Source organism: Pseudoalteromonas sp. S1727 (assembly GCF_005886375.1).
Classification (GTDB): domain Bacteria; phylum Pseudomonadota; class Gammaproteobacteria; order Enterobacterales; family Alteromonadaceae; genus Pseudoalteromonas; species Pseudoalteromonas haloplanktis.
In genome coordinates this window covers 1-26,409 of record NZ_PNDT01000033.1, presented here as the reverse complement: position 1 = coordinate 26,409, position 26,409 = coordinate 1, and the positions used below count along the sequence as shown (strand labels likewise).

The window sequence follows — 26,409 nt, the reverse complement described above, 5'->3', positions numbered from 1 at the left end:
TGGCAAAAATGCATTATAGCATTTGCAGCATACAGACCAAAATAGGCTAATATAGATAGCGGCTAAAGCTATATTAAACGTTTACACTATACTTAACCTGAATTCAGGTAACTCAGTTTTTTAGGCTATATTTAATCTTTAATGCAATAACGGGAATAAACAAAGGATCTAACTATGAAAAAATTATTATTATCAATCAGCTTATTAGCTATGAGCTTTTCAAGCTTGGCGATAGACATCACCGAAAGTGATCTGCAAGGGTATATGAAAGCACTGCCTGCAGTCGTTGACTGGTCACAAAATCAAGATTCTTTAAAAAGCATGGATCTAGGTAGCATGTTAGGTGGCTCTGAAGGCGGCACTGGCGCAATGGCATTAGGCGCGCTTGGTATGATCAAAGATAACGATTTATACAAAGAGTTTGCGGCATTAACGAATAAATATGGTTTTACTCCTGAGCAACTTATTTCTGTAGGCACAGAAGTATCAATGGCTTACTTTGAAAACATCAAGGGTAACCTATCACCAGAAAATAAAGAAAAAGTAAATCAGCTGATGGGTGGCTTACAAAGTATGAGTGGCTCAAAAGATAAAAGTGCCAGCTCAATGCTAGGCTCGGTCGCTAATTCAGCAAATGCTGCAAGTACAGACACACCTGTTGTGAGCGAAAACAATTTAAACCTAGTGAAAAAATACATGCCACAACTGCAAAAACTATTTGCAATGGTACAATAATAACCACTGTTCCCAATAAAAAAGCGACCTTGAGTCGCTTTTTTATTGGTTGTAACTAACATAGCTGAAACTTATACTGGCAGTAATTGCTAGCCACTTTAATTATTGATTTTATGCCACTTAACGCTCTGCCACACGCTACAACTGACGACCAAAAAAAGCAATTGTGCGTACTACTTGCACTTATAATCAGTCGTGCATCAAACGGCTATAATAATTCTACTCAGCAAATCACCAAGCGCCTCTTCAATCATATTAAGAAAGGTTACTCATTTTCTCAGGCAGAAGTAAGCAAATACACGAAACAGCTCGAAGCAGACGATCTCATTTGGAAATTGCCATATGGAAATAGCTTTCGTATCTCAATCAACGCTATTGCCCATGTCGTTGTTAATGTTTGCCAGCTGCCTAACTTATTAAATGCATTTGTTACAGAAGCAACACAACGCTGTTTTTACTACGATAGCCATTGCGATTTCTTGCAAGTACTATTTGATTACATTCGCCGCGAACGAAGTGGGGAGCCTCACTCCCCCATTGATTTATCAAAAGAAATTGATTTTAAGTTTATTAATTTACTCGCGCAGTCACAATATAGCAGTCAAGTGTGGCACTGCTTGCCCACACAATGGCAACAATTATGTTTAGAAAACTTTATTAGTGGGCAGTTTTTTAACCTTAGCGAAGAGCCGGCTTGGCCCACACTTGTTAGCCAAGCAAGTCCTGCACTTCCAACTAGAACACGCATTTACCTAAATGAAAACTTAGCCCTTCTATTACAAGATAATCACTTTGCGCAATTGCTCGATGACAAACGGGATCGTGTGTTAGCCACCTTTGTTGAGGCAAATACCAATGCCATTAAGGGTAATTGTATTGATGTCGCACTTATACAATATAAAAGTGCATTAACAGCATTTAGAAAGCTATTCGGAAAAGGAATATATCCAGCTGAACTGAGCGGGTTATTGTATTCGCTTTGCTTATTTATCAGCGGGAGTGCTGCTGATCTTAAACAGCTCAACACCTGCAATAAGTGGTACAAAAAAAACCTTGGAGAATTAAGTCATGCCAGCCAAGCTATCGATTATCTGCTTGAAGAAGACTTAGCTCATTATCAACATCATCGCCTAGTCAGTAGCTTACATTATTTGCTTAATAACCCTAATGCATTGGCACCTTTATTTTGCTTATTACTAGCGATTATTAAAAACGCCACAGACGAGCAAATAAACCAGCTCCGAGGTGAAACTGCGCTATTAACACAACTTAAAAGCACCGTAAGTCGCCAACAACACTGGTTAGCAACACAATGTATGCACCTTGTTAATTGGCTTAGTGATGATACTGCACTGCCTAGTAGCGGGCTGCTGCAGCATTTTACCCGTGTACCGCAATGGCAACGTTGGCTTGATGAAATTAGTCAAATAAACACCCCGACTTGCCAGCAACGCATAATTTGGCAATTGGATGTCACGCATTTAGATTTACCGATTATTCAAGCTAAAGTGCAACAACTCAATACCAAAGGCGAGTGGACCAAAGGCCGTAAAGTAAATGCCCATGAACTGATTTACAGCCAATATGAAGACGCATTAACAAGTGCCGACCGACAGTTAATTCAAGTACTCAATAACCACGCTGGGTTTGGCTATAATGATATACAGGCAACGGGTGCAGTATTGCAAGCATTGATTGGCTTTAAAGGGCTTGAAGATCATAACGCCCAACCACTGAGCCTAATTAAAGGTGAGTTTGTTATAGAAATTGCACAAGACATCAACGATTGCTACCGCCTTGTGATGCAACCGAATATCCTTGATGTGGATTGTGATTTTTTACTACTACATAGCCATGCTCACTGTTATCAGGTTTTCACTTTTGATGATAAACAACTAAAATTACAACAATTACTTGAACAACAACCTAACAACCTAACTGAAGAAAGGTTGCCGCAACTTAATACTGCTTTACAAGTACTGGCCAACGAGCACCATATAAGTAGCCAACGAACTGAATTTGCCCATATTAATAACGTACGCCAAGGCCTTTGTGACATCGCCGCTGTGATTTCACTCACTCAGTTAGGTATTAATGTTAATTTTTATATTATGCCAATTGGTGTTGATGGCCCTTGGCTCCAACCTGGGGTAGGTGCAGTAACATTAGCACACAGTGTGGATGAGCAATCCGACAGCATTGTTATCAAACGCGACTTAAAAGCAGAGCAAAAAGCACTACGAAAACTCTTAAAAAATATGGCTGGGATCTTTGCAGATCGACAAGCGCCGCATTACAACAAGTCACTGCAACAGTTTTACTTACCAGAAGATATAAGCCAAGCAATAGAGTTGCTTGAAACTGCGCAACAACAGCAGTCTTTACTATTAAGCTGGGATGAAAATAGTCAAGGCATGAAGGTCGCAAAGAGCAAACACCTATCACTTAACTTAAATGACGATAATGACTGGTTAAGTGTCAGTGGTAACATTGCATTGCCTAGCGGCCAAGTATACGAATTGCAAACACTACTCAAAACCCCACGACGCGGCAGTATTTTAGAGTTTTCAGAAGGGAACTCACTTTTATTGGATCAACGATTAACTAACTTGCTAAACCGCTTAGAAGGTATGCAACACCTTGACAAGCATAGCCCAACTGATGAGTTAAGGATTGCCAATGCCCGCGCCTTACCATTACATAAAACCATTGCCGATTTAGGTGATGTCACATTTGGTGATAGCTGGCAAACTCGCTTAGCTAAGTTTGAACAAACAATAGAGCCCAGTTTACCAGTGCATTTAGTGAATGTGCTGCGAGATTACCAACTAGTCGGCGTTAATTGGTTAATGCAATTGGCAAACTGGGGACTCAATGCCTGTTTAGCCGATGACATGGGACTGGGCAAAACACTGCAAACCTTAACCGTGTTACAAATGCGCAGTAGTCAAGGGGCCAGTTTAGTCGTTGCGCCAAAATCAGTATGTCATAACTGGAAAGTCGAATCCGAGCGATTTGCTGCGGACTTACATGTAAAAATCATTGAAAACGCCACCGCATGCGATGACATTCTAGCAACGGCAGGCAAACACGACTTAGTGATCGTCAGTTATGGTTTACTACCACTGATTGGTGAGCAACTCGCGCAGTTTTCATTTGCAAATATAGTGCTTGATGAAGCACAAGCGATTAAAAACCCCTTAAGTTTACGAGCCAAAGCAGCATACGCACTCAATGGGCAATTTAAAATCGCACTCTCTGGCACACCTATAGAAAACCACTTGGGGGAGCTGTGGAGTCTATTTAACTTTTTAATGCCAGGCTTTTTGCACACGCTGCCCGTATTTAAGAAGCGTTTTGGTAATGCCGATAAAAATCAACAGCAAGCCGACACGTTAAAAACCCTTATTGCACCGTTTATTTTGCGTCGAACTAAGCAAACAGTGTTGACCGAATTACCAGAAAAAACCGAAATAAATTTAACCTTTGCACTGAGCGATAAAGAACAAGCGCTCTACGAAGCAACGCGCTTAAATGCACTTGAACAAGCGTCGCAAGGAGACAGCCAATACATCACTATCTTAGCGTCTTTAACTAAATTACGCCGCGCCTGTATTGCACCACAGTTACTGTTAGAGCACAGCAAGTTACCATCGAGTAAACTCGACACCGCAGAGGCAATAATTACAGAGTTACTAGAGAATAATCACCAAGCACTGATCTTCAGTCAGTTTGTTGATGTACTTAAACTCGTTGAACAGCGCTTACAACAACGCGGCATAGAATATTGCTACCTTGACGGCAGTATGAGCAGCAGCAAACGAAAACAACAAGTTGATAAGTTTCAGGCAGGCAATGCCCCGTTATTTTTAATTAGCTTAAAAGCTGGCGGAACTGGACTTAACTTAACCGCCGCAGATTATGTATTGCATTTAGACCCCTGGTGGAACCCTGCGGTAGAGCAGCAAGCCTCTGATCGCGCTCACCGCTTAGGGCAAACTCGTCCTGTCACTGTGTATAGGTTAATTGCACAAAACACCATTGAAGAGAAAATCCTACAATTGCATGAGCATAAACAAGCACTAGCAGACAAAGTACTTGCAGGAAGTGGCGATGCAGGGCAACTATCGAAAGACCAATTGCTGGCGTTATTAAGCAACAATGATCTTTAATGTAAGATTATTCTTGGTGTGCCAAAGTAACCGCAAAAGCACTGGCGTCTTCAAGCCTGCTCAGCATTTTGGCACTAGGCAGGCAAATATCTTGCACAAAATGCAACACGTGTGGCTCAGGCTCACAAAACAAAATATCCAACGCTAAGCGATCTTTACCGTATAAACCACGGTGGATCATATTTGCTGAAAAAATCAGTAAATCCCCCGCTTGCATTTCTATAACCTGGCCACTGGCTAGATCATCACTTGAGTGGTGCCCGTTTTCAGATAACCTCGTCGCCAATTCAACAGGGGTATCCCAACGACGGTGAGAGCCCGGCACCAGCTCAATTCCGGGTTCATCCTCAAGCGCCACCCGACAATGAATAACCTCAGGCCCCGATAACGCAGCTTGCTGCTCAAGCAAACTCAAATGGTACTGCATATCACGATGCCAATAGTTTTCTTGCTCAGGATTGACTGGGTTGAAAAATAACTGGGTATTCATAAATGCCGCTGGGTCTAAAATTGAATCAACTTGCGCCATCAACTTATGACTGGCGATAAATTTAAACAACCGCAGTCGTTGAGCATCATCTAAGTAAGTGTTAGCCGTCAAATAAGCACTATTAACCGCCTTAGTTTGATAAAACTGTTGATTATCAGCAATCCATTGTGTATGAAAGCAATTGATCACCTCATGCACTTGCGCAAGCTCACGAGCAGTGTAAAAACCTTTAATATAAAAAAAGCCATGTTGCTCAAATTGCGTATTGATCATCAGGCTAATTACCCTTAGATTTTAAGATGGATTGAACTGCTTGGGCTAATTGTGGCACCACCTCTTGCTCAAACCAAGGGTTTTTAGAGAGCCAAATATTATTACGCGGGCTGGGGTGTGGTAGTGGCAAAATAGTAGGCCAATACTCACGCCACGATTTTACTAACTCAGTAAGCGATAAATGTTTAGTCTGAGGAAGGTGGTACGCCTGCGCGTATTTACCCAGCACTATAGTCAGCTTAATATTAGGCAATGCAGCTAATAATTGCGCACGCCAAGCAGGCGCACACTCTTTGCGTGGAGGTAAATCGCCAGACTTGCCTTTACCGGGGTAACAAAACCCCATTGGCAAAATAGCAATTTGAGCCGCATCATAAAAATCTTCTTGATCCAACCCCAACCACTGACGCAACCGCTGACCGCTAGCATCATCAAAGGGTACCCCTGTTTGGTGCACTTTGAGGCCTGGCGCTTGCCCTGCAATTAAAATCCGTGCGCTAGGGTTAAACTGGATCACCGGACGAGCCCCCAACGGCAAATCAGGTTCACAGATCACACAATTACTAACTTGAGTTAATAAGTTACTCTGGCTCACTATTTTGCCCTATTCGCCACAATACACCACTTGGATCATAGACCACAAAATCAATCATATGCCATGGCTGTAAAGTAGGCTCTGTTATTGTAATACCATACTTTTGGGCCAAGCCTGCGCTTTTTAGTTGCGCATGCCATGCCTGCACATCCTCAACTAAAAGGTGCATCATAAAGTTTTCGGCATGTTGCTGATTATAAAAATTTTGCAGTAAGAAACTGCAATCACCCTGATAAAAATAAGCCATTTCAGGGCTTTGCCACGCTAGCTCAAAACCCATTTGCTGATAAAACTCGCAACTTAACGCGTAGTCTTTAGCAGGTACAAATGCTTTGATCTCCTCACAACTCAAGTTTGCCATGCAACCCTTTTCCTTAAGTTAGTATAAATATGATCTGTAATAATCTAACTACGCTTGCTCAGACCACACTGCAAATTCATTGCCACTGGGCTCTGTAAAATGAAAGCGACAACCACCTGGAAACGAAAAAATCGGTTTAGTGATCGTCCCGCCGTGTTGTTCAACTTTAGCAAGTGTTTGACTAATCTGCTGGCTATAAAACACCAATAAAGCGCCGCCATGTTGCGTTAATGAACAAATAGGTGCTTGGTAAAAACCGCCATCAAGTCCCGCTGTCACAGCGCTAAACGCCGTATATTCAGGGCCATAATCAGTAAACTGCCAATTAAACACCGCTGCAAAAAAATCTTTCGTTGCAGCAAGATCTGCCGCAGCAAACTCAACATAATTTAACTTTTCATGTATAGCCATAACGGCTCCTAACCAAATTTATATAACTGACAACTAAGCATACAAGCAGCTGAAAAATTTGCGAACTTTTCAATTAAAACAACAGATAATAAAAAGCAGATCATAATTTTACTAAGTAATTATAATTAAATTTTGGGCAAGTAGCTTAGCACAAACAACAAAGTGAATACGAATCACTATCTTTTCTGTATCTAGAATATATAATACCCGCTTTATTCGCTCCCCACTTTGGGCCTTTGAGGGATCATTATGCACGCTCAATCTGTCAAAAACAGTCAAACAGTCTCGATAACCTCGAAACTAAGTCATATTTATCAAGCTCATAGCTATCGAATAGCGGTGTTCTCACGATTTTTAGCTGCCATACTAGGTGGTTACACCTTTACAGCAGTATTCACCTCTTTACTGAGCATTACTTTGCCGCTAAAAAAGTCAGACGCTGTTTTACTTAGTGTTAGCCTCACTATTCTTATTTATAGCTGCGTATTTATTTGGGTGTTTGCAGTTAAATCACTGATCAGAATATGGATCACTATCTTACTAACTACAGCAGGGTTAGCGCTGCTCTTATCTGTACTAAAGGGCTGGTTATGAAAGAAAACTTTTTTCGCTCTATGACCTGGATGCATACCTGGGTTGGCTTGCTGGTATGTTGGTTACTGTATTTAATTTTTTATGCTGGTACTTTAAGTTTTTTTCGTGACGAAATAACGTTGTGGAATCAACCTGCGCTACATCATGTCCAAACAACTGAGACACGTATAGCACAACAAAAATCACAGATCATTGCCGGGTTTGATTACCTACAAAATACCGCAGCAGATTCGCCACGTTGGGGCATCTATTTACCCTCGCAGCGCGAGCCGCAGCTTAATTACGCCTATGAAAAACCACGCCCAGAAGGCCAGCGATTTGGTGGTTGGCAAGATCATTTTATTGATCCGCAAACAGAGCAAACCATCGAACAACCAAGAGCCACAAAAGGCGGGAACTTTTTTTACCGACTCCATTTTGACTTACACTACCTAGATGTACGCACAGCCCGTTGGATAGTCTGCTTTGCCAGCTTATTTATGTTGGTAGCGCTTATCTCGGGCGTGGTGATCCACAAACGAATTTTTAAGGATATGTTTAGCTTTCGTGCTAATAAAGGCAGCCGCAGTTGGTTAGATGGTCATAATGTATCCTCAGTTTTAGCGCTACCTTTTCATCTTATGATCACCTATACCGGATTGATAACACTAATATTTATGTTATTTCCATACCCTGCAATGACCGCCTACGAAGACGGTGTGCGCGGTTTATTCAATGACGTACTGCCAACCAATGTGCGCAGTAAAAGCAGTCCAGAGAGTGCGCCACTGACTGATATTGAGGGCGTTTTAGATCACGTTTATACTAACTGGCCTAATGCTGATTTAACGCAAATATCTATTCGTGACCCAAACAAAGCCTCAGCAACAATCACTGTGCGCGCTTCTACCGGCACACAGCTACGGGATCAAACTCCCACTTTATTATTCAATGGAGTTGATGGTAGCTTAATTGCAAAAAGTGCTGCCCAGCTGAGTAATACAGAAGTGTTTTACGATTCAATGACTGCACTGCACACAGGGCGTTTAGCCAACCCGCTACTGCGTTGGTTATACTTTTTATGTGGCATTGCCGGCTGCGTCATGATCGCAAGCGGCTGTATAATGTGGGCAAAACGTATTCGCGAGCGGATGAAAAAACAACAAACCGCATCGTTCGGTTTAAAGCTCGTTGAAGCTTTAAATCTCGCCACGTTAATGGGCCTACCACTAGCGACTTGCGCTTTCTTTATTGCCAATCGACTGATACCAATTAACACCGTAGAACGCGCTGATAAAGAGATTCTAGCGTTCTTTTTGACCTGGCTTGCTGTTGCGTTATTTGCCTTATTTAAACGCACCAAAGCGCAATGGCGACAACTTGCTTGGCTCAATGCTGTTGCCTGTATTGCGGTGGTACTCATCAATGCACTGACAACCGACGGTAATATAATCAGCTATTTTCAAAACGGCCAATGGGCACTGTTTAGCTTTGACTTATTATGTATCGTATTTGCTGGGTTATTTGTGGTTCAGGCCAAAAAAATACCTACTCAAACCCAGATTAATACACAGATGCAGGGTTCAAGGCGCTCAGCAAAAACTAAGTTACAGGAGCAATCATGATGCATGAGTTACTGCAATTTAGCCTATGTTTACTGGCATTTAATTGTTTTGCTTTAGCAAAGTTCAATCATTATCGAGAGGTATTTAAAACTCGCCCAAATGAAAAGCAGAGTAAACAATTTTTACTTGCGGCTTGGATCAGTATTTTACTAAGTTTAGTATTGAATGTGGCCCAACATAGCGGTTACGGTGCCTTGTTATTTTGTGGTTATATTGCTGTAAGCCTCTTAATTTTAATGATTTTTTATAGCTTCAAAGCATCATGGGTAAAAGTGATGAGTATGCTAAATATCAGCGTAATCATACTGAGTGGACTATTTTTAAGCGTTTTTTAAGCTTAGTTAGTAAAATTATGATCTGAGCATAAAAAAAGGCAAACTAAATTAGTTTGCCTGCATAGCCAGTAATCTGGTTATAAAAAGTAGGGGGATACACATGTCTACAAATAGCTTAGGGCAGTTGCTACTCAAGCTATGTAGGTATCTTACTCATTTCATGTGTCATATTTATTACTGCAGCAATTTTTTATACACAAAGATTAATTAGCTGCAGTAACAACCACACAACATCTATAAAAATAATTTACAATCAATTGGTTGGGCTTTGCTTTACCATAATTAATTGTTCAGTATTAAATCCGCGTTGTTGTGCTGCGGCTTTAAAATCAGCTATACGTTGTTCACTCACTTGGGGTGTACGTGCTAACAACCACAAGTAATCTGTGTTATAACCAGACACATACGCGTACTGATAATCTTGCTGATCTAACCCAAACACCACATACGAGCTATAAAACGGCCCAAAAAACGACACTTTCAAATGCCCTTCATTATTACTGGCAACAAATTGTGCTTTACCTTGCGCCTCACTCCATTCATTATCTTGTGCATTAAAACCACGGTTTAATACCGTTACACTGCCATCTTCATTAATAACGTAATTTGCGGTGACGTTTTCTAAGCCGCGCTCAAAAGAGTGATCTAAACGAGCAATTTCATACCACTTTCCTTGATATTGCTCGAGTGAAAATGGGCTTACAGGGCTAACTTGCTCTGGCATACCAGTACACCCGCTCAATAAACTGCCAACAAATAAAGCAAAACCAATAAAATAATGATTTTTCATAGTCGCATCCTTAATAGTTGATCTTTAGTTTACGTAATAACCAGCAAAAAAGTTCACTAAATACTAGTGGTTATAAAAGGCATAGGTTAGGATCATCTTTTTACTAACTAAGTGAGCTAATAATGAAGATATGGGTTGATGCCGATGCCTGCCCGGTGGTGATCAAAGAGATTTTATTTCGCGCCGCAGAGCGTACGCACACTGAGACCATTTTAGTTGCTAACCATGCAATGCGCATCCCACCCTCTAAATATATTAGCCGTTTGCAAGTATCATCAGGATTTGATGTTGCCGATAACGAAATAGTAAAGCGCATAGCCGCCAATGATTTAGTGATCACCGGTGATATTCCGCTGGCCTCTGAAGTAATTGATAACGGCGCTCAAGCACTCAACCCGCGCGGCGAGTTGTATACCAGTGAAAACATTCGTTCATTGCTTAATGTACGTGACTTTATGGATAGCATGCGCTCAAGTGGCGTTGAAATGGGGGGCGGTCCTCCACCATTAAGTCAAAGCGATCGCCAAAATTTCGCAAATAACTTAGATCGCATTTTAGCGAAAAATAAATAATGACAGAGCAATTTATAGGCTTTGGCGAGCAACCTTTCAAAGTCGCAGTTTACATTGCTAATACGCCGCCTATGGCAGAATATAACGACCTTTGTACCTTATCTCCGCTCGCCACAGGTCAGATCAACACAATCAACCAAGCATGCGGTAATGGCTGGCGTAAAGTCTTTAACGTGTATGCAAAAGTACTGTTTGCGCTACCAAGTGAGTTTTATCAATTTGCAAAACTCGCCCCCACTTGGCAGCAATATCGTGATACTCACTTATTGCAAAGCAATAGCCAAACGGCTCTATTATTTAGCCCACCGCAACTGATAAATTCCACCACATTGCATATTATCGCTGGGCGGACCTATGCCAAAGCATTAATAAGCCAAGGGTTATTAACAGCACAATTGCAGTGGTTAGATGAAGAATTTGCAATAGATAGAGCAAATAAATTAATTGTGTGCCCCTACTTTGACTATCGCCAACTGAGCAATATAAAAATAGCTCGGCTTAGCCAATTAGTTGCCGAGTGTTTTTAATAATATGGCGCAGTAACACTTTGTTAGCTAAGCTTAAAAAAGTTAACAAAGCTAGGATGATCTCCACACTATGAAAATACTCGTCGTTGACGATATGCCATTAATGCGCCATGTATTGATTAATATGCTCAGAACACTTAACTTTCCAGATCTAGTCGAAGCCACAGACGGCCTTCAGGCACTAACCTTCTTAAAAAACCAACATTTCGACTTGGTGATCACCGATTTACACATGCCCAAAATGGATGGGAAAACCTTACTCAACCGAATTCGTGATGATCAAGAGTTAACGGCGCTCCCCGTACTTATGGTAACCTGCGAAGACAATTCAGCAGCAATCAAAGAAATTATTGCCGCAAAAGTGACCGGTTTTATTATCAAACCCTTTAATTTAAACGTGTTAGATAACCAACTAAAAAAAGTTTTAAAGCAACAGTGAGCTCATCCACGCAGCCCTTAAAAAGGATGATCAATCATCACCCACATATTTGTGCCTTCGTCTGATACCGCTAAATCAGTTCGCACGACTAAACCTGCTAACATAGCTCGCAAACCAACACCGTAATCAAATTTAATGTCTTCGGTCAGCGTGCCAATATCATACTCAGGCGCAACTCGGCCAGCTTCAGCAAATGCTACCAATTGAAACCAATCTAGCTTTAAAAACTTCAGCCATTGTACATCTTCAATAGGATTATATTTAAGTGTGTGGCGATATTCTGCTGTGGTATAAATGGCTGCCTTGTCGTGAAAACGGTAAAAATCGTACCCTTTCATTCTTTTAAAGCCACCTAACGTAGCCCCTTCGTTATATGGTGCTGCATCGGTAATTACGGTTGAGCCATCGGCATTATTAAGCACATTCCAGCTAGGTGAATAGGCGGTCCAAAAGTTAACTGCTAATACCCGCTGGTGTGCATATTCAGTCTCGCCAAAAGAAAAGAACTTACTGGCGCTAAATTGCCATAAATTCCAATCATATTCTTCATCGCCCCAAGGTGATGACGAAGTGTAAGACACATACTGACGACTACCAAAACTGGGGTTAGTAGCAAAATCGGTATTGTCATACAACAAACCAAACTCCACCGCTGACATATCACCACTGAGCTGCTGCGATTCAAACTCAAAACTCTGAAAACGACTAAAGTAACGCGTGGTGGCAACCATCGCCCCTGACGTTAGCGGATTCCACTCTTTACCACCCGAAGGTTCAGAGACCAACATCCCGTTCTTTAACCTGTAATCAATTATGCCACTGTCTTTAGTGGCACCAAATGGCAGCGCATATTCAAGCTTCATATCAACCCAATTAGAATCGCCATCTGCTTCTAAATATTGCTCATTGCTTGATTCATTACTGCCAGGTGTTATTCCACCAGGGGCAACAGGTTGGCGAGCGCCGGTATAGGCACGTTGATCAGGAAAATACGCAAACAAGCCATTGGCACTCAAATACCATCGTTCACTATTATTGATCCGGTAATTAAACACCCCAGCCCAAAAACCATGGCTTACATCCCCTTTAAATGCAGTAGCACCAATACTCATTTGATCTTGATGCCAACCTTTAAGCATTCCCCCTACACCCAAATTAAAGCCCATGGTTTCGGTGCTAAAAAAGTACGGTAATATGAGGTTCTCTTGCACTTTATCGGGGGTTTCTTCACGGTTAACACTCGATTTAACTAGGCTGACATCAGCATGAGCCAATCCCATGGAACCGCTTAGCAATAATAAAGCCACAACATTCAGTTTGTTTGCCACTGTAATTTTCCCTATCCCAGATCATCACTTTGGGTTGATTTTTATTCACCCAATTAAAGATACCAGCTAGTTACTAAACTGCAAAGTTGCTACTTATTGAATTACTTAAATATTGCTTAAATCATCATCGCACTGAAGCTAAGATAATAGCCACGCCTGAAAGCGCTGGACTGTTGCAGTCACCAACCACGGGGATGTAAGGTTCGGGCGGCGGGATACGAGCGGCGAGCAAACCTTAGCTCTTCCTTGTAGGTCGTCATTTATGGCGACAATGTCTAATATTGAAAATTGACGCAAAAACTTTGTGTTTTCCTCTAAAGCGCAGCGCCTCATAAACTCTGTGGTGAATAAATTACTTAATTATTTTATTGCACAAAGAGCAGTGAATGAGAAGCCAAAAAGCTACGGTTGACGAGCCACGAGCGACGGGCGGAGAGCTTCGGATTAACCCTAGTCACTTTCTAGACCCTAGCGCCTTTCTCTTGCCTGTGATTGTTTTAAAGCAATTTCACCACCGAGCTCTCCGAGGCGCGCCCTACACCGAGTAGTTAATAGCGCGGGCGACTGGTCGCGAGCAGCGGGCTACTGATTAACCCTAGCTCCTAGTCATTTTCCTAACACCTAGCGCCTTTTTGCACAAAGAGCAGTGAATGAGGGTAAATGAGAAGCCAAAAAGCTGCGGGTGACGAGCGACGGGTTACAGATTAAACCTAGCCCCTAGAACCTTTTATTGCCTTTTACTTACACCGAAGAAACCTAAATAAACGCTTTCATACTTGGTAACAGCTCAACCTGCTCACTCAGTTCGCCAGCTGCTTTATTAATAATATTAATACATAAACCAATGTGTTCTAGTTCACTATTAGACAAGTTATTTGCAATAGCAGTCGCTTTGGCCATATTTATTGCCCCTAATACTGACTGAATTGTTTGGCTCATCAGTAGCTGCATACGCGCAACAGAAATATCAAACTCATCAGCAAAATCAGCTAACATATAAGCCGTTATTTCATTACTAAAATTACCCGCGCCTTGTGAATTATAGTCACCTAGCGACATTGCATAATTCCTTGAAATAGCGGGCTGTGAACCACCTTTTGCACAATCAATGCTCGTCTGTTCAATAATCGCTTCAATATTTACCAAATCGTAAAACGGTGCGAGCTCTAAGCCACTTTTACCAACAAAAAAACTAATATTTTTGCCGTGAGCATCATAATTACGCACTAAAATATTAAATGTCATCCAACGAATAAGTTGCGCCTGATATGCTTGCACATTCGCGGTTTCAATATTAAACAGCTTAGGAAAAGAAACACCATCTCGAATATAAATACCATCACCTTCATCACCGTGCTGGCGCTCGTATTTGTAAGAAGGCGGCAAATTAGTCGCTTGGCACCCATCAATAACATGACGACGTAAAACTCGGTTTTGTTCTTTAACAACACGCCTATCAAAACGATCAATAACAAAGGTTCGCACTTCACCATAGCTACGCAATTCAACGTCTGGCACATCAAGTCCTGCGCCTCTTGCCAGTAACATAGTAAATAACTCATTTACGGCAATGAAAGGCGCAGCACCCGTTTCAAATTTAAAGATTTTATTAGAGCATAACTGGCCTTCACCAAACCCTAATCTTCCATCTATTTCGAGTAGATTAAGCTTATCTTGAACCCCAGCAACAGAGAGTCTCGTTCGCCCATCCCACAGTGTAATGGCCTCGCCTGCTTGCTTAAAACGGCTAAGCTTTTGACTTAACTCCTCATTAGTTATTTCGCGAAAAGAGGTTTGCTTTACAGCACTATTACTTGCCTTAAACGACAAAGCACCTGACGTCTCTTCCCCAATTACCTTTATTAAACCAAAAGTATTATTCTTAGAAATGGTCGTGCTACTGATGATCTCTTCAAGGCCTTTGCCTTCCGGCAATAAATTTTGTAGGTAATTGCGCACTGCACGAGAGTCAAAATCGCCATTGAGTGGCAAATGAGGTGAAACAGCAAAACCCTCGTTGCTCCAATTAGCCTCATAAGTAAATGAAATTTCATTTTCAGAGCCTACTGCTAATGTAATCTCAGCCACCTTTTGCGATTGACCGATAAACACATCTAAACTATTTAGGTTAGTACCACTGTTCATCGCTCACCTCTTCATTGCTGTGAGCTATATCATCACTAACAAGGCTAAACGACAACCCTAAATACTCCATAACTTTAAGTACATTATGCAGTTGCACGGTTACATCACCTTTTTCTATTTTTATTAAGGTTGGCTTAGAAATAGCAAGCGCGTGTGATACATCCATTAATGTCAGCTTCATTCCTGTGCGTTTTGCAGTAATGGCTTTAGCCAGCTGCATGGGCGAAAATGGCTTAGAAAGCTCAGGCATTTCAGTACGCTTAACAACTCTTCCGAGTGTTTTTTTGCTAAGGGTGTCACTCATATTTGGTCAACTATAATTTACTTATACAACCGATTTTAGGACACCCAAAGCAAAAGTCAACAATACTTTACTTTTAGATTAAAGCATAAATTAACCAGACCATAAGAAAGTTATATTTTACTTATGGATAATTGAAATTTAATTAAACCCCATAAGTAAACTTAAATTGACTAGATAATAATAAAGCTGGCGAGTTGAAGTAGCAACGGGTGACGAGTCGCGAGCTATGGGCTGCGGAATAATCCTAGTATTTCCTTGTAGGTCGTCATTTATGGCGACAATGTCTAATGTTGAAAATTGACGCGCTAAAGCACGACCTACTTTCGAGGTACGGGCTTCGGCAATAACCCTAGCACCTAGTCACTTCCTTAGGGGCCTTTAAACCCTTTTTGCCTTTAACTAATCTTTAAACCAGCGATAAAACCCGAACACACCAATAAATGCTAAACAGCCAACAACTACTAATTGCCAAATTTTGTAGTTAACCTTTTCCTCTTCATAAGAGGTAGACATCAAAGAAGTATTCACATTCGATACAGGTGTTAGCGTCATAGAGTAATTAATTACTGGTACTGCAATCAAATTCACTTGAGGCTTAGTAACCTCAGGTTTATGCAAGTGCATGTTTACTTTAGTCGGTGGTTGCCACTGCGCCTCAAACCTTGCTCGCTGCTCAGCTCGATTTTCGCTACACCAAACAAAGTCTGCTTGTGTCATGTCTTTAGTTCTACAACGATCAGGATGTTGGTAAAACTGGTTCCATTGCAAACGTTTACTATCACTATCGTATGTTTTACTGTAAACCGTAGCGTCATAAACCTTTTTATTTAATAAATCATTTGCCGATGAACGCGTGTACGTTCGTGAACTCGAACGAGTTCTCACCTTAGTTGGACTTTTGCAATGACGACCTAGCTGTTCAAATAATGCTGAAGAGCGCTTACGTAAACGCTCCCCCTGAGTTACTGTATAACTCGATCTCATTCGGTCTTTAATGTTTTCTCGCTCAGCCTCAATACGCTCACATTGTGCTTGTGAATATTGCTCTGCGGCCAATACGTCACAGCTCAGAATCCAGCAGATAGCCAATAAAATCCTTTTAATCATGTTTGCATCACTGTTGTTAAATTAGGGTTAGCGTACCATTTTTTATACTAACGGCAAGGTTTTCAATCAAAGAAGCCGATGCTTATTATTTGCCTCATGTAATGAAGCGAATAATAGCTTTAATTGCCTCATTTTGGAGTTTGCGTGTATCAAGCTGCGGGCTACTGATTAACCCTAGCTCCTAGTCACTTCCCTAGAGCCTAGCACCTTTACCACAGTAGGCGTTAAGCTTGCTGACGCGAAAAGCGTAGCTTTTAAATTGAAAATATTCGTTATGTCGCGTTGGCGACGGCAACAAAAAAAATAACCGCCGTGCATAGCGCATAAGGGTTAAAAAACACTTCCATTTGTACCTATTTATCTAGTATGTTTAATGCTCAATCGAAAAGGAGAAAACTACATGGATGATCAATTATCTTTGTTTGATGAAATACCAGATAAAAACGAACATGCGGGATCACCGCAAGAGTCTAACCGTAAGTTTTGTACTGAACTCGAAGAAGAGCTAACGACTATTGGCTTTGCTGAATGTACTGACAATCAACCTCAAATACAAAAATATATAAAGCGGGCAGCCTACCAGGATATGTATGGCGGGACACGTCACAGCACATTTTTAATACATCACAAGACTAAAGGTTTATTAAGAATAGAAGCTCATAGACAAGTACAAAGCGGCTCTGTGGATCAAAAGTTTCCATTCTTTTATGAGTCATTAAGTAATGCACCAGAGGAAACGGTGGTTATTGTGTTCGATGGAAAAGGCTACAAAAAAGAGGCGTACAACTGGTTGTTGACACAAACCAAAAACCATACAAATAAAACATTCAAAGTATTTTCCTCAAAAGAAGATTTTCTTAGTTACCTAATCGGCTAATTTATGTCGCGTTGGCGACGGCAACCAAGGGGCGCATAGCGCCGTACGTCCCTTGGAACCCCACGGCGCCCCGAGCATTTTGCTACTTCCTCAAAACCTAAATTGATATGAACGTAAACGCCGTGTAAGGCACATCCATGTGCCAGTCACGGCTTCGATTGCTTCCATGCAATCAATTACTCATCAATTGAGGTTTTTCGGGCAAAATGACGGGGGAATTGTCTTAGCATTAGCCTTTAATTCAATAGTGAGTTAATGCTTGTTTACATTGCATTTTTTAGTAAACTGAGTGTTCGCAAACAGGGAGTGGGTTTATGCAGCAGATTGGTATTTACGAGCAGTTAATTACACAAGTAATCAAGCAGAACTTAAATCGTGATCAATTTTATGTCGGTGAGCGTCAACTGGAATCGGCTGAGGCTGCAACGTGGCTTTCGCGCTTTTTAGGTAAGTTGGTTGAACATGCAATTGATGCAATCCCTAATTCAGACGAGCGTTTGCAAGAGCAAATTAACCTCGCAAACAACCTTGTACTGTGGCTTAAAGATCATATTCGCGATGACGAGCTGATCAACGAAAACCTTATCGATAGCCAAGGTCGTATTCTCACCGCGTTGTTTAATACCCAAAACCCTATTGCGGCAAACCTTAAAGATTACTCCAAAGATATATTCCCGCTAACAGGGCTTACCCAAAGCGAGTTATTTAGCGGCGCTAATGCAGGTATCTCGCTCGAAACCGAGCTAAAGCGCGAGATTAAATCGGCTGATACTATTTACTGGCTTGTCTCATTTATAAAATGGACGGGGCTGCGCATATTTAAAAATGAGCTTGAAGCCTTTACCAAAAGTGGCAACAAACTCAAAGTAATTACCACCTCGTATATGGGCGCAACAGATGCTAAAGCGGTTGAGTTTTTAGCAAGCCTACCAAATACAGAAGTAAAGCTAAGCTACAATAATCAGCAAGAGCGCTTACACGCAAAGTCATACTTGTTTATGCGTAATACGGGGTTTCATACTGGTTATATTGGCTCGTCTAATTTATCGCATTCGGCGCTTACCAGTGGCCTTGAGTGGAATTTAAAAATTACCGCACAAGAGATCCCGCATATTATAGCCAAAACCAAAAGTACGTTTGAAACCTACTGGGAATCAAAAGACTTCGAGCTGTTTACAGGCGCAATTGAGTGTAAAGAAAAGCTCATAAATTCACTTAACGAGCAACGCGGTAACGGCCAAGCAAGTAACCAGTTTTATTTTGATATAACCCCTAAAACCCATCAGCTCGCTATTTTAGAAAAGCTAAGCGTAGAGCGCAGCGTACATAACCGCTTTAAAAATTTAGTGGTCGCCGCAACAGGCACAGGTAAAACCATCATATCGGCGTTCGACTTTAAAACCGTTTACGACAAAAACCCAAACGCACACTTTTTGTTCGTAGCCCACCGTGAAGAAATACTCAAACAAGCGCAAAGCGCTTACCGTGGTGTGCTTAAAAATAATGACTTTGGCGAGTTGTGGGTGGGTAACTACAAACCACAACGTTATAACCAATTATTTGCGTCAATCCAAACGCTGAATAGCCAAATTGAGTCGCTCAATTTAACCAGCGATTACTACGACTACATAGTAATAGATGAGGTACACCACGTAAGCGCTGCAAGTTATCGCGCAATATTAAACCACTTTACGCCCGCAATATTACTTGGCTTAACCGCTACACCAGAGCGCCAAGATGGCGCCAATATACTCGATGATTTTTGTGGCGTAATAGCTGCTGAAATTCGCTTGCCAGAGGCAATAAATCAGCGCCATTTATGCCCATTTCAATACTTTGGCCTTGATGACGATACCGACCTAAGCCAAATAACATGGCGAGGTGGCCGTTACGATATCAGCGAGCTAAGTAACCTTTATACTGGTGAGAACAGCCGCGCTAACAAAATAATATCGAGTCTTGCTGATATAGTGACTAACGTTCAAGCTATTAAAGCGTTGGCATTTTGCGTAAGCCAAAAGCACGCAGAGTTTATGGCATCTAAATTTAACTTAGCAGGTATAAACGCCGATGTTCTGATCAGCAAAAACACCAATGATCGCGCGGCCAAACAACAAGCACTGCGCCAAGGCGAAATACAAATACTCTGCGTGGTCGATATTTTTAACGAAGGTGTCGATATTCCAGAGGTCGATACCCTGCTATTTTTACGCCCAACTGAAAGCCTAACGCTGTTTTTACAGCAACTCGGCCGTGGCTTGCGTTTACCAGATAATAGCCAAAAGCAATGTTGCACCGTACTCGACTTTGTAGGCAATGCCCGCCCAGAATACGATTTTTCCAGTAAATTCCGCGCACTCATTGGTAAAAGTAATCAGCCAATAAAAACCGAGATTGAAAACAACTTCCCGCATTTACCATTGGGTTGTCGTATAGAGCTACAGAAGCGCACACAGCAAACAATATTAAAAAATATTCAGCACGCTATAAACACTAAACGCCGTTTACAGCAGCTTATAAATAGCTATTCGCAACATACCAATGACGCGCTTACGCTAAGCAATTTTTTACGTATAAACCCACAAGTCACGCTTGAAGATATATACAAACCAAAAGCCGGTAGGCTCGGCGGCTGGCACTGGCTTAAAGGTGATGAAATTCTAGCAGAGCAAGCCGACATTTACGCCGCGTATTACCGCGCTATAAACACTCAATTACTGAGCTGCGACTCACTCAGCTACTTATGCTTTTTGCGTGATTTATGTGAAAACGATTTTAACTTTACCCCAATGCCACAAAATCAACAGTACGCGCTTATGGCGCATTACAATTTTTGGGATACCACAGGCACGAGTTTAGGCTTTAAAATCCTTGAACAGAGCTTACAGGCACTTAAACACAAAGAACTACAGCAGGAACTCGCACAAGTGATTGCGCTGTTAATAAACCGCATTCACCAGCAAGAAAGTGATTTAACGTGCTTACCTAATCACGCAATAAAATTACACAGCCGCTACACACGACAACAAATACTCGCAGCGTTTGGGGCGCACTTGTTTGATAAAAAATCGACCGCCCGCGAAGGTGTTTTAGAATTTAAAAACCAAAACCTAGAGCTACTATTCGTCACGCTCAACAAGTGCGAAAAAACCTACTCGCCCACCACGCTATACCACGACTACGCAATTAGCCCCACCCTGTTTCATTGGCAAACGCAAAACAGCGCCCGCCCAGAACACGGCCGTGGCCTTAGTTATATTGAACACCAGCAAACAGGCAAAACCATCCTGTTATTTGTACGTGAACAAGGCAAAGACGAAAACGGCCGAACTATGGGGTTTGTAAACTACGGCGAGGTTAAATACCAAAGCCACAACGGCAGTCAGCCGATGAATATAACGTGGGAGCTAACCAACCCCATGCCAAACGAAATGTGGCATGAAGCTGGGAAATTAGCGGTTGGGTGATAATTAAAAATAAGGATGTTTAATGAGCCATAACTATAAAATGACGAGGGCATACAATGAGCAAAACTGGATCACGAGTATTGATGATGTTCAAAGAGGCCTAAAATGTAATTGTACTTGCGTTGATTGCGGATCACAGTTAATTGCCAAAAAAGGAGCTGTACAAGCAAACCATTTCGCCCATGCTCCAGATGATAAGAAAGCAAAACACTGTAAATGGAGCTACGAAACTGAGCTTCACTTGTTAGCCAAAGAAGTACTTAACAACAATAAAAAACTAACAATACCAATTGGTAACTTTGATCCTTATAACTTTACACTTATTTTTGATAATGTTGATATTGAAACTCCCATTGATAATTCAAAACGAATTCCTGACGTGATTGGTTATTCAAAGGGTGAGCAGATTTTAATTGAAATCGCAGTATCTCATTTCTGTGGCACTGAGAAAACTAGTGAATATAGAAGGCTAAATAAAAACGCTATCGAGTTCGACTTTAGTAATTTCGTTCCTTCCTCTGAAGTAATAACATTAGAAGAAGTGAGTGACTTATTTGAAAACTCAAATGCAAAATGGCTGAGTATTGCTCCTGCTGGATTTATAGGAGAGCTATGCCATGCACATGAACGTCAATCAATTAAAGATTTAATGTTTGAAAGAAGGGAGTTTTTAAATAAATACGAACAAGAAAAGACAAGTTTATATTCAGCCGTAACGTTACTCAAGGAACAACTACAAGATTTATCATATACCAAAAATAACCTTGAGGTTATTGTAAAAAACGACGAAGAGAAAATTCGTAGTGCTTATAGAGTAGAATATAAAGGGCTTGTAAAAAATATTAAATATGCTTCACATAAACTATCTCAAATCAATGAAAGCATAAATCAGAGGTCAAATATAAAAAATAAAATCGATGAGTATGAAACTAGACTAAAAAGTGAACTGAATCTGAAAAACCAAGACTTAATAAGTAAAAAGAAAAAACTACTGGAAGATATTAATCAATTAAACAGTGTTAAAAATTTTACCATTAAAGAAAATAAAGAAAATGCTATTAAGGCTTTTCAAAAGGAAAAAAAGTTATTAATTGATCAGTTTAATAAAAGCCTAGAGAGTGAAGTCAGTGAACTTTCTTTCAGGAAGTTAAAATTAGAATCCGAAATTGTGCAGTTATATGAAGACAGAGATGCTGTTCAATTGCTAGTAAATGAGAAACAGTTGCTACTAGAATCAATCACAGTACAAAAATACGAAATCGAGAGTGAAAGAGAGCGACTAGAAATACTTGAAAGAAATATTATTAAACAAAACCGTCTATACTCGACCGCCGCAAAAAATATTGCGAGAATCACACCTGATTTAAAAGAGTTAACACGCAAAGCTGGAATTCCTTGGCCCTTCGCACATGACTTAGTTGATGAGCTGAGCAAAGAAATTAAGCCATAAATCTTTTAAAGTTTAGGGTCTTAAATAATAGGTCAGATTTGACGAACAAAGTACATAGAGAGTTTACCACAATACTAAACAAGCTCATTTGTCCAAATGTAATTATAGTTGAACACCATCAAAGACATTAGTAAATAGATTTGAGAAAACTTTCTCAAATCTAACTAACAGTCACCAATTGAAAAACTGGTAACTGCCGTATCAATTCTGAGGAGCTAGTACTGTTAATGCTATAAAGTTAATGCACTTTCAGTTAGATATCCAAAGTATGCTCTCCTTTCTCATAAAAGGGGCCGACTCCATAAGTTTTGTTGTTTAGAGATTCGTCTACCATTGATGTTGACATAATTACTTGGTAATCGGTTTTTAATTCACTACATTTACTCGCCAATATTCGTTGGAAATTTTTGCTTCTTTCTTCTGTCATCCCCTTATCTTCTATATTATCAAACATGGTAAAACAAGGTATTCTAAACTCGCTATCGTTAGTTGCGGTTAGAAGAACAGCAAGATGAAATGCATTTTTCAAAAGTACATTTGAGCTAGCTGAGAATTTAGCCCTTCCATCCAAGTGCATACTATCTGTTGCAAAATTAAATTCGAATTTTTTAGCGTTTGCAAATGCCTTATCTTCAACTCCAATATCTTTCGCTAATACATCAATTACGATCTCAGAAATACTGTTAAACACCTTTCTTTTTCTTCTAATGCTAGAAGTTTCAATAAGTTTAAGCTTATCCGATAATTTAGTAATATTTTTTTGTAATTCAGATTTCGTATCTATTTGTTGCTCTATATCTTGAGCTAACTCTATTTTATCTTGATAGCTTTCAATTTGTGCCTCTATAAAGCCTTTTTCTTTTGCTGCTTTAGTTATCTCAATCTCATAGTCACTTGCAAAGCTATTTAATTCGTTAAACTTAATTTTGTTTCTATAGTTTTCTTCGTTTATCCGCTTTAGGCTGGCTGTTAGCTTCACTTGTTCTGTTAGTTGCAGTTCTATCATTCTTCTAGTTTCGTTTCTTTGAAAGTTTAGTTCGTTGATAGATTGAATATAGGACTCATTGATTTGTAGATCATCACATGCTCTACATAATTTGCAGTTAGAATGTTCAGCTTGATCAGAGAGTTTTGACAGGCAACTTGGACAGTACTCAAATTCAATTAATCCAATATGGTTAACTGTAAATTGTGACTGTTTCAAAGCTATTTCACGTTCATCTAGTGTTTGAATAAACTCCTTGCTTTCTGCAATGTCATAAGAAATTGCAATAATCTTTTCATCTATAATTGATCTTTCTTTTGAGATTAAATTTAATTCATTTCTTACTTCTCGTAGTTCATTTTTTAATTTTTCTGACCCTGCAGGGATACTTTTTTCTATTTTATCTGACTTTACAGACTCTACCTCAGTTAATTGATGATGAAGACTTAAAATTTCAGCCTCTAGTTCTTTAACACTGGCTGGTATATTAGTTCTTCCCAAAATTCGATAAATTGCTTTTAAATCAGTATCTAATTTATCAAATCTTTTTTGAGCTTCGTAAAGCTTTTGACGTATCGTGTGAGCTTCTAAGTTGTCAAAGCCAAATAAGAATTCACCAATAGCAATACGCATTGACTCACGGTCATATGTAAATGATTCGGATCTAAAGATATTTGATGCTGGAGTATCTTGGTCCACATATAATAATCTTAATAATTGATGGACAGTTAGTGAGTCACCATTAGCCGTGATATGCTGCTCATATCCTAATAGCTCAAAAATTTGCATTGCAAAACTGTTACGGTCTTTACCTTTTTGATATTTGTAGACAGTCCACTTATCTAGATTTAATTTACTCTCTTCATAGCCGCCTTCATAAATTGAAATAGGGGGTTTATTAGATTCACCTTCAATTTCCCGCTTGAAAGTATAAGCTTTTTTGTTAATTAATAGCTCAATAAAAACCTGATCACATCCTAATGCTTCTTCTTTCCAGCTATCTTTTTTTATATCTCCGCCCAACCCGTAAGAAATTAGCTCAATTAAGGTTGATTTACCTGTTCCGTTTTCACCACGAATAACATTTAACCCTGAATGAAATTTTTCATCATAAACAGAGCTATCTTTCTTTGTTATTTTTACTCTTTCAATTTTTAATTTCGTTTGGTTAGTCATATCTATATTCCAAAAGTCCTGTTTTTAATTTGAGGCCATTCTTGCCATTCCAGTTTGAGTTGATTAGTGCATCAGTCAAAATAGAAAAACAGTCTGACTTTGAAAATGAATCTTTACCTAATTCATTGTAGATAGCCTCAGGTAACTTTTCCTTATTTAATGAAACCACACCATTTTTTATTTTATCTATATTAATTAGATCTTTAGATACAAGAATTGCTATTGCTTGTTTTTGAATCGAATTTAACTCAAAAAAAACTTTCTTTTTATTCGAAATGTGCTCAAAAGACTTTTTGTTAGATGGCAGAAACTTTTTAAATTTTTTTATATCTGTTGGCCAAGGTTTTATCTCGTTTAATAAGTGTGGGAAAAGATAGTAAAAATCAACAACTCGAAGCTTTTCGAACTGTATATCTCCTTCTATGTGTAAAGTAAGGTTTAATAGCCTGTACATACAATGATTAACATCAGTTAAAGGGTGATATAAAAGCATAGTTAAGCCCATTCAATGTGGCAGTTGCCAGTAAGAAAATATAACATTCCGTGGATTATATCTGCATCAATTGAAGGATCTGCTTCAATGACTTCATCGACAAATGGTTGAATAATTAGATCTGAAACTGCTGCATCAATAAATATACGAGGATGTCCTTCTTTAATATAAGGCTTTATTTTAGAACGAAACCTTTCATTAATCTGTGATAGAAGGTATTTATGGATGGCCATATGTTGGCTAGATAATTGATATCGTGCAAATCGCCTTGCAAACCTTGTTTTTAAATATGTAGCATCTTCTATATCTGCTTCCCTAGCCCCTGCTATGAGTTTATTTTCTAACCCTATTATTTTACGACCTGGTCGTGGTCGCTTATAGTCATCAAGGAACTCAACTAGATCTTGAAACTCAGGGCTTTCTTCAGTAATGTTTTTGAATTTTTCGACTAGTTTTAACAATTTATCAGGGTTAGGTTTTGGAGCGATAAAGTTGAAGTTCTGTTGTGTACCAACAACAAACTCTCCGCCCCCAGTATCAACTCTCTTGATTTCATTATTTTTTATTGTGAGAGCTGATTGACTATCTTGGTTCAAATTACTCATTGCCACTAGCCTTTGTCACTTTACCAACATTAAAGGGGGCACCTTTTGTTTTAATTTTTTTAATTTTATTTTCTTCAATTATTATTTGATCTATGGATGAATCATCTGTTCCTATCAGAGCTGTTCCACCTCCAGTGTCAATGTCTTCAATTTCATTTCTTGTCACATCAAGCTTTTTTTCTGACGGACGATTTTTCGATAATTGCTCTTTATTTTGTTGCCTTAATTCACTAACAAAAACTACACTAATAGCCAAAATAAAAGCTAAAACTACTATTAACATATAACCAATATCATCTAGCCAAGTATTATTGGCTTTCTCCAAAATAAGTTTTGTAATTGAAAAGAACAACCCTAAACCTAATGTTGGTAATGGGGATTTCTTTGCTGTAGTTTTTAGTATTTCAATAAAATTAATTTCCATTTCCTTCTTCCTAATATTTAAACCATACATAAGCACAAACGTCATAAACACAAATCTACCAACACACTCCAATTCCCCGTGATCACACCCGAAAGTTATAAATTGATGAGTAATCACTTGCATGGATGCAAGTTAAGCCGTGACTGGCAC

24 protein-coding genes are annotated in these 26,409 nt (G+C 39.8%); 11 read left to right on the top strand and 13 right to left on the bottom strand.

Annotation, left to right across the window (positions count from 1 at the left end):
- The first annotated feature begins 174 nt into the window (after window positions 1-174).
- Together CWB85_RS09855 and CWB85_RS09850 are read left to right on the top strand one after the other, a co-directional pair.
- Window positions 175-735, top strand: coding sequence for a short-chain dehydrogenase (locus CWB85_RS09855; RefSeq protein ID WP_138554767.1), 561 nt, complete (start codon window positions 175-177; stop codon window positions 733-735).
- Window positions 736-821: 86 nt separating this feature from the next.
- Window positions 822-4,907 carry a DEAD/DEAH box helicase gene (locus CWB85_RS09850; protein WP_138554766.1) on the top strand — a complete coding sequence of 1,362 codons (4,086 nt, stop codon included), beginning with the start codon at window positions 822-824 and terminating at the stop codon, window positions 4,905-4,907.
- 7 nt (window positions 4,908-4,914) lie between these two features.
- Here the strand turns inward: CWB85_RS09850 and CWB85_RS09845 are convergent, their stop codons facing one another.
- From CWB85_RS09845 to CWB85_RS09830, 4 genes are read right to left on the bottom strand one after another with little or no spacing between them, the layout of a single operon-like run.
- Complete coding sequence (locus CWB85_RS09845) at window positions 4,915-5,670, bottom strand: phytanoyl-CoA dioxygenase family protein (RefSeq protein ID WP_138554765.1); 756 nt, start codon at window positions 5,668-5,670, stop codon at window positions 4,915-4,917.
- A 4-nt stretch (window positions 5,671-5,674) separates the two neighbouring features.
- Window positions 5,675-6,265 (bottom strand): uracil-DNA glycosylase family protein, encoded by a 591-nt coding sequence (locus CWB85_RS09840; RefSeq protein WP_138554764.1) that lies wholly within the window; start codon window positions 6,263-6,265, stop codon window positions 5,675-5,677.
- On the bottom strand, window positions 6,252-6,626 hold the full coding sequence (locus tag CWB85_RS09835; RefSeq protein WP_138554763.1) for a VOC family protein: 375 nt from the start codon (window positions 6,624-6,626) through the stop codon (window positions 6,252-6,254). The genes CWB85_RS09840 and CWB85_RS09835 overlap by 14 nt, the downstream gene beginning before the upstream one ends.
- Window positions 6,627-6,674: 48 nt before the next feature.
- The gene (locus CWB85_RS09830; protein ID WP_016706415.1) at window positions 6,675-7,037 is read right to left on the bottom strand and encodes a VOC family protein; all 363 of its coding nucleotides are present in this window, start codon (window positions 7,035-7,037) and stop codon (window positions 6,675-6,677) included.
- 249 nt (window positions 7,038-7,286) lie between these two features.
- On the opposite strand from CWB85_RS09830, the gene CWB85_RS09825 reads away from it, so the two are divergent.
- The 3 genes from CWB85_RS09825 to CWB85_RS09815 are packed head-to-tail and all read left to right on the top strand — an operon-like array spanning window position 7,287 to window position 9,570.
- The gene (locus tag CWB85_RS09825) at window positions 7,287-7,631 is read left to right on the top strand and encodes a hypothetical protein (RefSeq protein ID WP_016706416.1); all 345 of its coding nucleotides are present in this window, start codon (window positions 7,287-7,289) and stop codon (window positions 7,629-7,631) included.
- Window positions 7,628-9,235 (top strand): PepSY-associated TM helix domain-containing protein, encoded by a 1,608-nt coding sequence (locus CWB85_RS09820; RefSeq protein ID WP_138554762.1) that lies wholly within the window; start codon window positions 7,628-7,630, stop codon window positions 9,233-9,235. Before CWB85_RS09825 ends, CWB85_RS09820 begins: the two co-directional genes overlap by 4 nt.
- Window positions 9,235-9,570, top strand: a complete 336-nt coding sequence (locus CWB85_RS09815) for a DUF3325 domain-containing protein (RefSeq protein WP_138554775.1) — start codon at window positions 9,235-9,237, stop codon at window positions 9,568-9,570. The genes CWB85_RS09820 and CWB85_RS09815 overlap by 1 nt, the downstream gene beginning before the upstream one ends.
- Before the next feature lie 253 nt (window positions 9,571-9,823).
- Here CWB85_RS09815 and CWB85_RS09810 read toward each other — a convergent pair whose 3' ends face one another.
- Window positions 9,824-10,360 carry a lipocalin family protein gene (locus CWB85_RS09810; RefSeq protein WP_016706419.1) on the bottom strand — a complete coding sequence of 179 codons (537 nt, stop codon included), beginning with the start codon at window positions 10,358-10,360 and terminating at the stop codon, window positions 9,824-9,826.
- Between the two features lie 122 nt (window positions 10,361-10,482).
- Here CWB85_RS09810 and CWB85_RS09805 point away from each other — a divergent pair, with 122 nt between their 5' ends.
- The 3 genes from CWB85_RS09805 (at window position 10,483) to CWB85_RS09795 (ending at window position 11,898) form a co-directional block, all read left to right on the top strand.
- Window positions 10,483-10,932, top strand: coding sequence for a YaiI/YqxD family protein (locus tag CWB85_RS09805; protein WP_138554761.1), 450 nt, complete (start codon window positions 10,483-10,485; stop codon window positions 10,930-10,932).
- A complete protein-coding gene (locus CWB85_RS09800) occupies window positions 10,932-11,459 on the top strand; it encodes a DUF6942 family protein (protein WP_016706421.1) in 528 nt (175 codons plus the stop codon). The genes CWB85_RS09805 and CWB85_RS09800 overlap by 1 nt, the downstream gene beginning before the upstream one ends.
- A 70-nt stretch (window positions 11,460-11,529) precedes the next feature.
- Window positions 11,530-11,898 (top strand): response regulator, encoded by a 369-nt coding sequence (locus CWB85_RS09795; RefSeq protein ID WP_016706422.1) that lies wholly within the window; start codon window positions 11,530-11,532, stop codon window positions 11,896-11,898.
- A gap of 17 nt (window positions 11,899-11,915) precedes the next feature.
- Here CWB85_RS09795 and CWB85_RS09790 read toward each other — a convergent pair whose 3' ends face one another.
- The 4 genes from CWB85_RS09790 to CWB85_RS09775 form a co-directional block, all read right to left on the bottom strand.
- Complete coding sequence (locus tag CWB85_RS09790; protein ID WP_249314826.1) at window positions 11,916-13,226, bottom strand: BamA/TamA family outer membrane protein; 1,311 nt, start codon at window positions 13,224-13,226, stop codon at window positions 11,916-11,918.
- Between the two features lie 756 nt (window positions 13,227-13,982).
- Window positions 13,983-15,371: a HipA domain-containing protein gene (locus CWB85_RS09785; RefSeq protein ID WP_138554760.1), complete on the bottom strand. Its 1,389-nt coding sequence runs from the start codon at window positions 15,369-15,371 to the stop codon at window positions 13,983-13,985.
- The gene (locus CWB85_RS09780; RefSeq protein ID WP_138554759.1) at window positions 15,355-15,675 is read right to left on the bottom strand and encodes a helix-turn-helix domain-containing protein; all 321 of its coding nucleotides are present in this window, start codon (window positions 15,673-15,675) and stop codon (window positions 15,355-15,357) included. Before CWB85_RS09780 ends, CWB85_RS09785 begins: the two co-directional genes overlap by 17 nt.
- 399 nt (window positions 15,676-16,074) lie before the next feature.
- Window positions 16,075-16,782, bottom strand: a complete 708-nt coding sequence (locus CWB85_RS09775) for a hypothetical protein (protein WP_138554758.1) — start codon at window positions 16,780-16,782, stop codon at window positions 16,075-16,077.
- 400 nt (window positions 16,783-17,182) lie between these two features.
- On the opposite strand from CWB85_RS09775, the gene CWB85_RS09770 reads away from it, so the two are divergent.
- From CWB85_RS09770 to CWB85_RS09760, 3 genes are all read left to right on the top strand, one after another.
- Window positions 17,183-17,659: a PD-(D/E)XK nuclease superfamily protein gene (locus tag CWB85_RS09770; RefSeq protein ID WP_138554757.1), complete on the top strand. Its 477-nt coding sequence runs from the start codon at window positions 17,183-17,185 to the stop codon at window positions 17,657-17,659.
- Window positions 17,660-17,973: 314 nt separating this feature from the next.
- Complete coding sequence (locus CWB85_RS09765; protein ID WP_138554756.1) at window positions 17,974-21,126, top strand: DEAD/DEAH box helicase; 3,153 nt, start codon at window positions 17,974-17,976, stop codon at window positions 21,124-21,126.
- A gap of 22 nt (window positions 21,127-21,148) precedes the next feature.
- Window positions 21,149-22,576, top strand: a complete 1,428-nt coding sequence (locus CWB85_RS09760; protein ID WP_138554755.1) for a hypothetical protein — start codon at window positions 21,149-21,151, stop codon at window positions 22,574-22,576.
- 253 nt (window positions 22,577-22,829) lie between these two features.
- Here the strand turns inward: CWB85_RS09760 and CWB85_RS09755 are convergent, their stop codons facing one another.
- From CWB85_RS09755 to CWB85_RS09740, 4 genes are read right to left on the bottom strand one after another with little or no spacing between them, the layout of a single operon-like run.
- Window positions 22,830-24,737, bottom strand: a complete 1,908-nt coding sequence (locus CWB85_RS09755; protein WP_138554754.1) for an AAA family ATPase — start codon at window positions 24,735-24,737, stop codon at window positions 22,830-22,832.
- The gene (locus CWB85_RS09750) at window positions 24,730-25,230 is read right to left on the bottom strand and encodes an ABC-three component system middle component 5 (protein ID WP_171039001.1); all 501 of its coding nucleotides are present in this window, start codon (window positions 25,228-25,230) and stop codon (window positions 24,730-24,732) included. The genes CWB85_RS09755 and CWB85_RS09750 overlap by 8 nt, the downstream gene beginning before the upstream one ends.
- Before the next feature lie 2 nt (window positions 25,231-25,232).
- A complete protein-coding gene (locus CWB85_RS09745) occupies window positions 25,233-25,835 on the bottom strand; it encodes an ABC-three component system protein (RefSeq protein WP_138554752.1) in 603 nt (200 codons plus the stop codon).
- A complete protein-coding gene (locus tag CWB85_RS09740) occupies window positions 25,828-26,259 on the bottom strand; it encodes a hypothetical protein (RefSeq protein WP_138554751.1) in 432 nt (143 codons plus the stop codon). The genes CWB85_RS09745 and CWB85_RS09740 overlap by 8 nt, the downstream gene beginning before the upstream one ends.
- Window positions 26,260-26,409 lie beyond the last annotated feature (150 nt).

Bases quoted from the DNA above. Each gene is read 5' to 3' on its own strand.
- CWB85_RS09855 (WP_138554767.1), top strand. From the start codon at position 175: ATGAAAAAATTATTATTATCAATCAGCTTATTAGCTATGAGCTTTTCA.
- CWB85_RS09845 (WP_138554765.1), bottom strand. From the start codon at position 5,670: ATGATCAATACGCAATTTGAGCAACATGGCTTTTTTTATATTAAAGGT.
- CWB85_RS09835 (WP_138554763.1), bottom strand. From the start codon at position 6,626: ATGGCAAACTTGAGTTGTGAGGAGATCAAAGCATTTGTACCTGCTAAA.
- CWB85_RS09830 (WP_016706415.1), bottom strand. From the start codon at position 7,037: ATGGCTATACATGAAAAGTTAAATTATGTTGAGTTTGCTGCGGCAGAT.
- CWB85_RS09825 (WP_016706416.1), top strand. From the start codon at position 7,287: ATGCACGCTCAATCTGTCAAAAACAGTCAAACAGTCTCGATAACCTCG.
- CWB85_RS09820 (WP_138554762.1), top strand. From the start codon at position 7,628: ATGAAAGAAAACTTTTTTCGCTCTATGACCTGGATGCATACCTGGGTT.
- CWB85_RS09815 (WP_138554775.1), top strand. From the start codon at position 9,235: ATGCATGAGTTACTGCAATTTAGCCTATGTTTACTGGCATTTAATTGT.
- CWB85_RS09810 (WP_016706419.1), bottom strand. From the start codon at position 10,360: ATGAAAAATCATTATTTTATTGGTTTTGCTTTATTTGTTGGCAGTTTA.
- CWB85_RS09805 (WP_138554761.1), top strand. From the start codon at position 10,483: ATGAAGATATGGGTTGATGCCGATGCCTGCCCGGTGGTGATCAAAGAG.
- CWB85_RS09800 (WP_016706421.1), top strand. From the start codon at position 10,932: ATGACAGAGCAATTTATAGGCTTTGGCGAGCAACCTTTCAAAGTCGCA.
- CWB85_RS09795 (WP_016706422.1), top strand. From the start codon at position 11,530: ATGAAAATACTCGTCGTTGACGATATGCCATTAATGCGCCATGTATTG.
- CWB85_RS09785 (WP_138554760.1), bottom strand. From the start codon at position 15,371: ATGAACAGTGGTACTAACCTAAATAGTTTAGATGTGTTTATCGGTCAA.
- CWB85_RS09780 (WP_138554759.1), bottom strand. From the start codon at position 15,675: ATGAGTGACACCCTTAGCAAAAAAACACTCGGAAGAGTTGTTAAGCGT.
- CWB85_RS09775 (WP_138554758.1), bottom strand. From the start codon at position 16,782: ATGATTAAAAGGATTTTATTGGCTATCTGCTGGATTCTGAGCTGTGAC.
- CWB85_RS09770 (WP_138554757.1), top strand. From the start codon at position 17,183: ATGGATGATCAATTATCTTTGTTTGATGAAATACCAGATAAAAACGAA.
- CWB85_RS09765 (WP_138554756.1), top strand. From the start codon at position 17,974: ATGCAGCAGATTGGTATTTACGAGCAGTTAATTACACAAGTAATCAAG.
- CWB85_RS09760 (WP_138554755.1), top strand. From the start codon at position 21,149: ATGAGCCATAACTATAAAATGACGAGGGCATACAATGAGCAAAACTGG.
- CWB85_RS09755 (WP_138554754.1), bottom strand. From the start codon at position 24,737: ATGACTAACCAAACGAAATTAAAAATTGAAAGAGTAAAAATAACAAAG.
- CWB85_RS09750 (WP_171039001.1), bottom strand. From the start codon at position 25,230: ATGCTTTTATATCACCCTTTAACTGATGTTAATCATTGTATGTACAGG.
- CWB85_RS09745 (WP_138554752.1), bottom strand. From the start codon at position 25,835: ATGAGTAATTTGAACCAAGATAGTCAATCAGCTCTCACAATAAAAAAT.
- CWB85_RS09740 (WP_138554751.1), bottom strand. From the start codon at position 26,259: ATGGAAATTAATTTTATTGAAATACTAAAAACTACAGCAAAGAAATCC.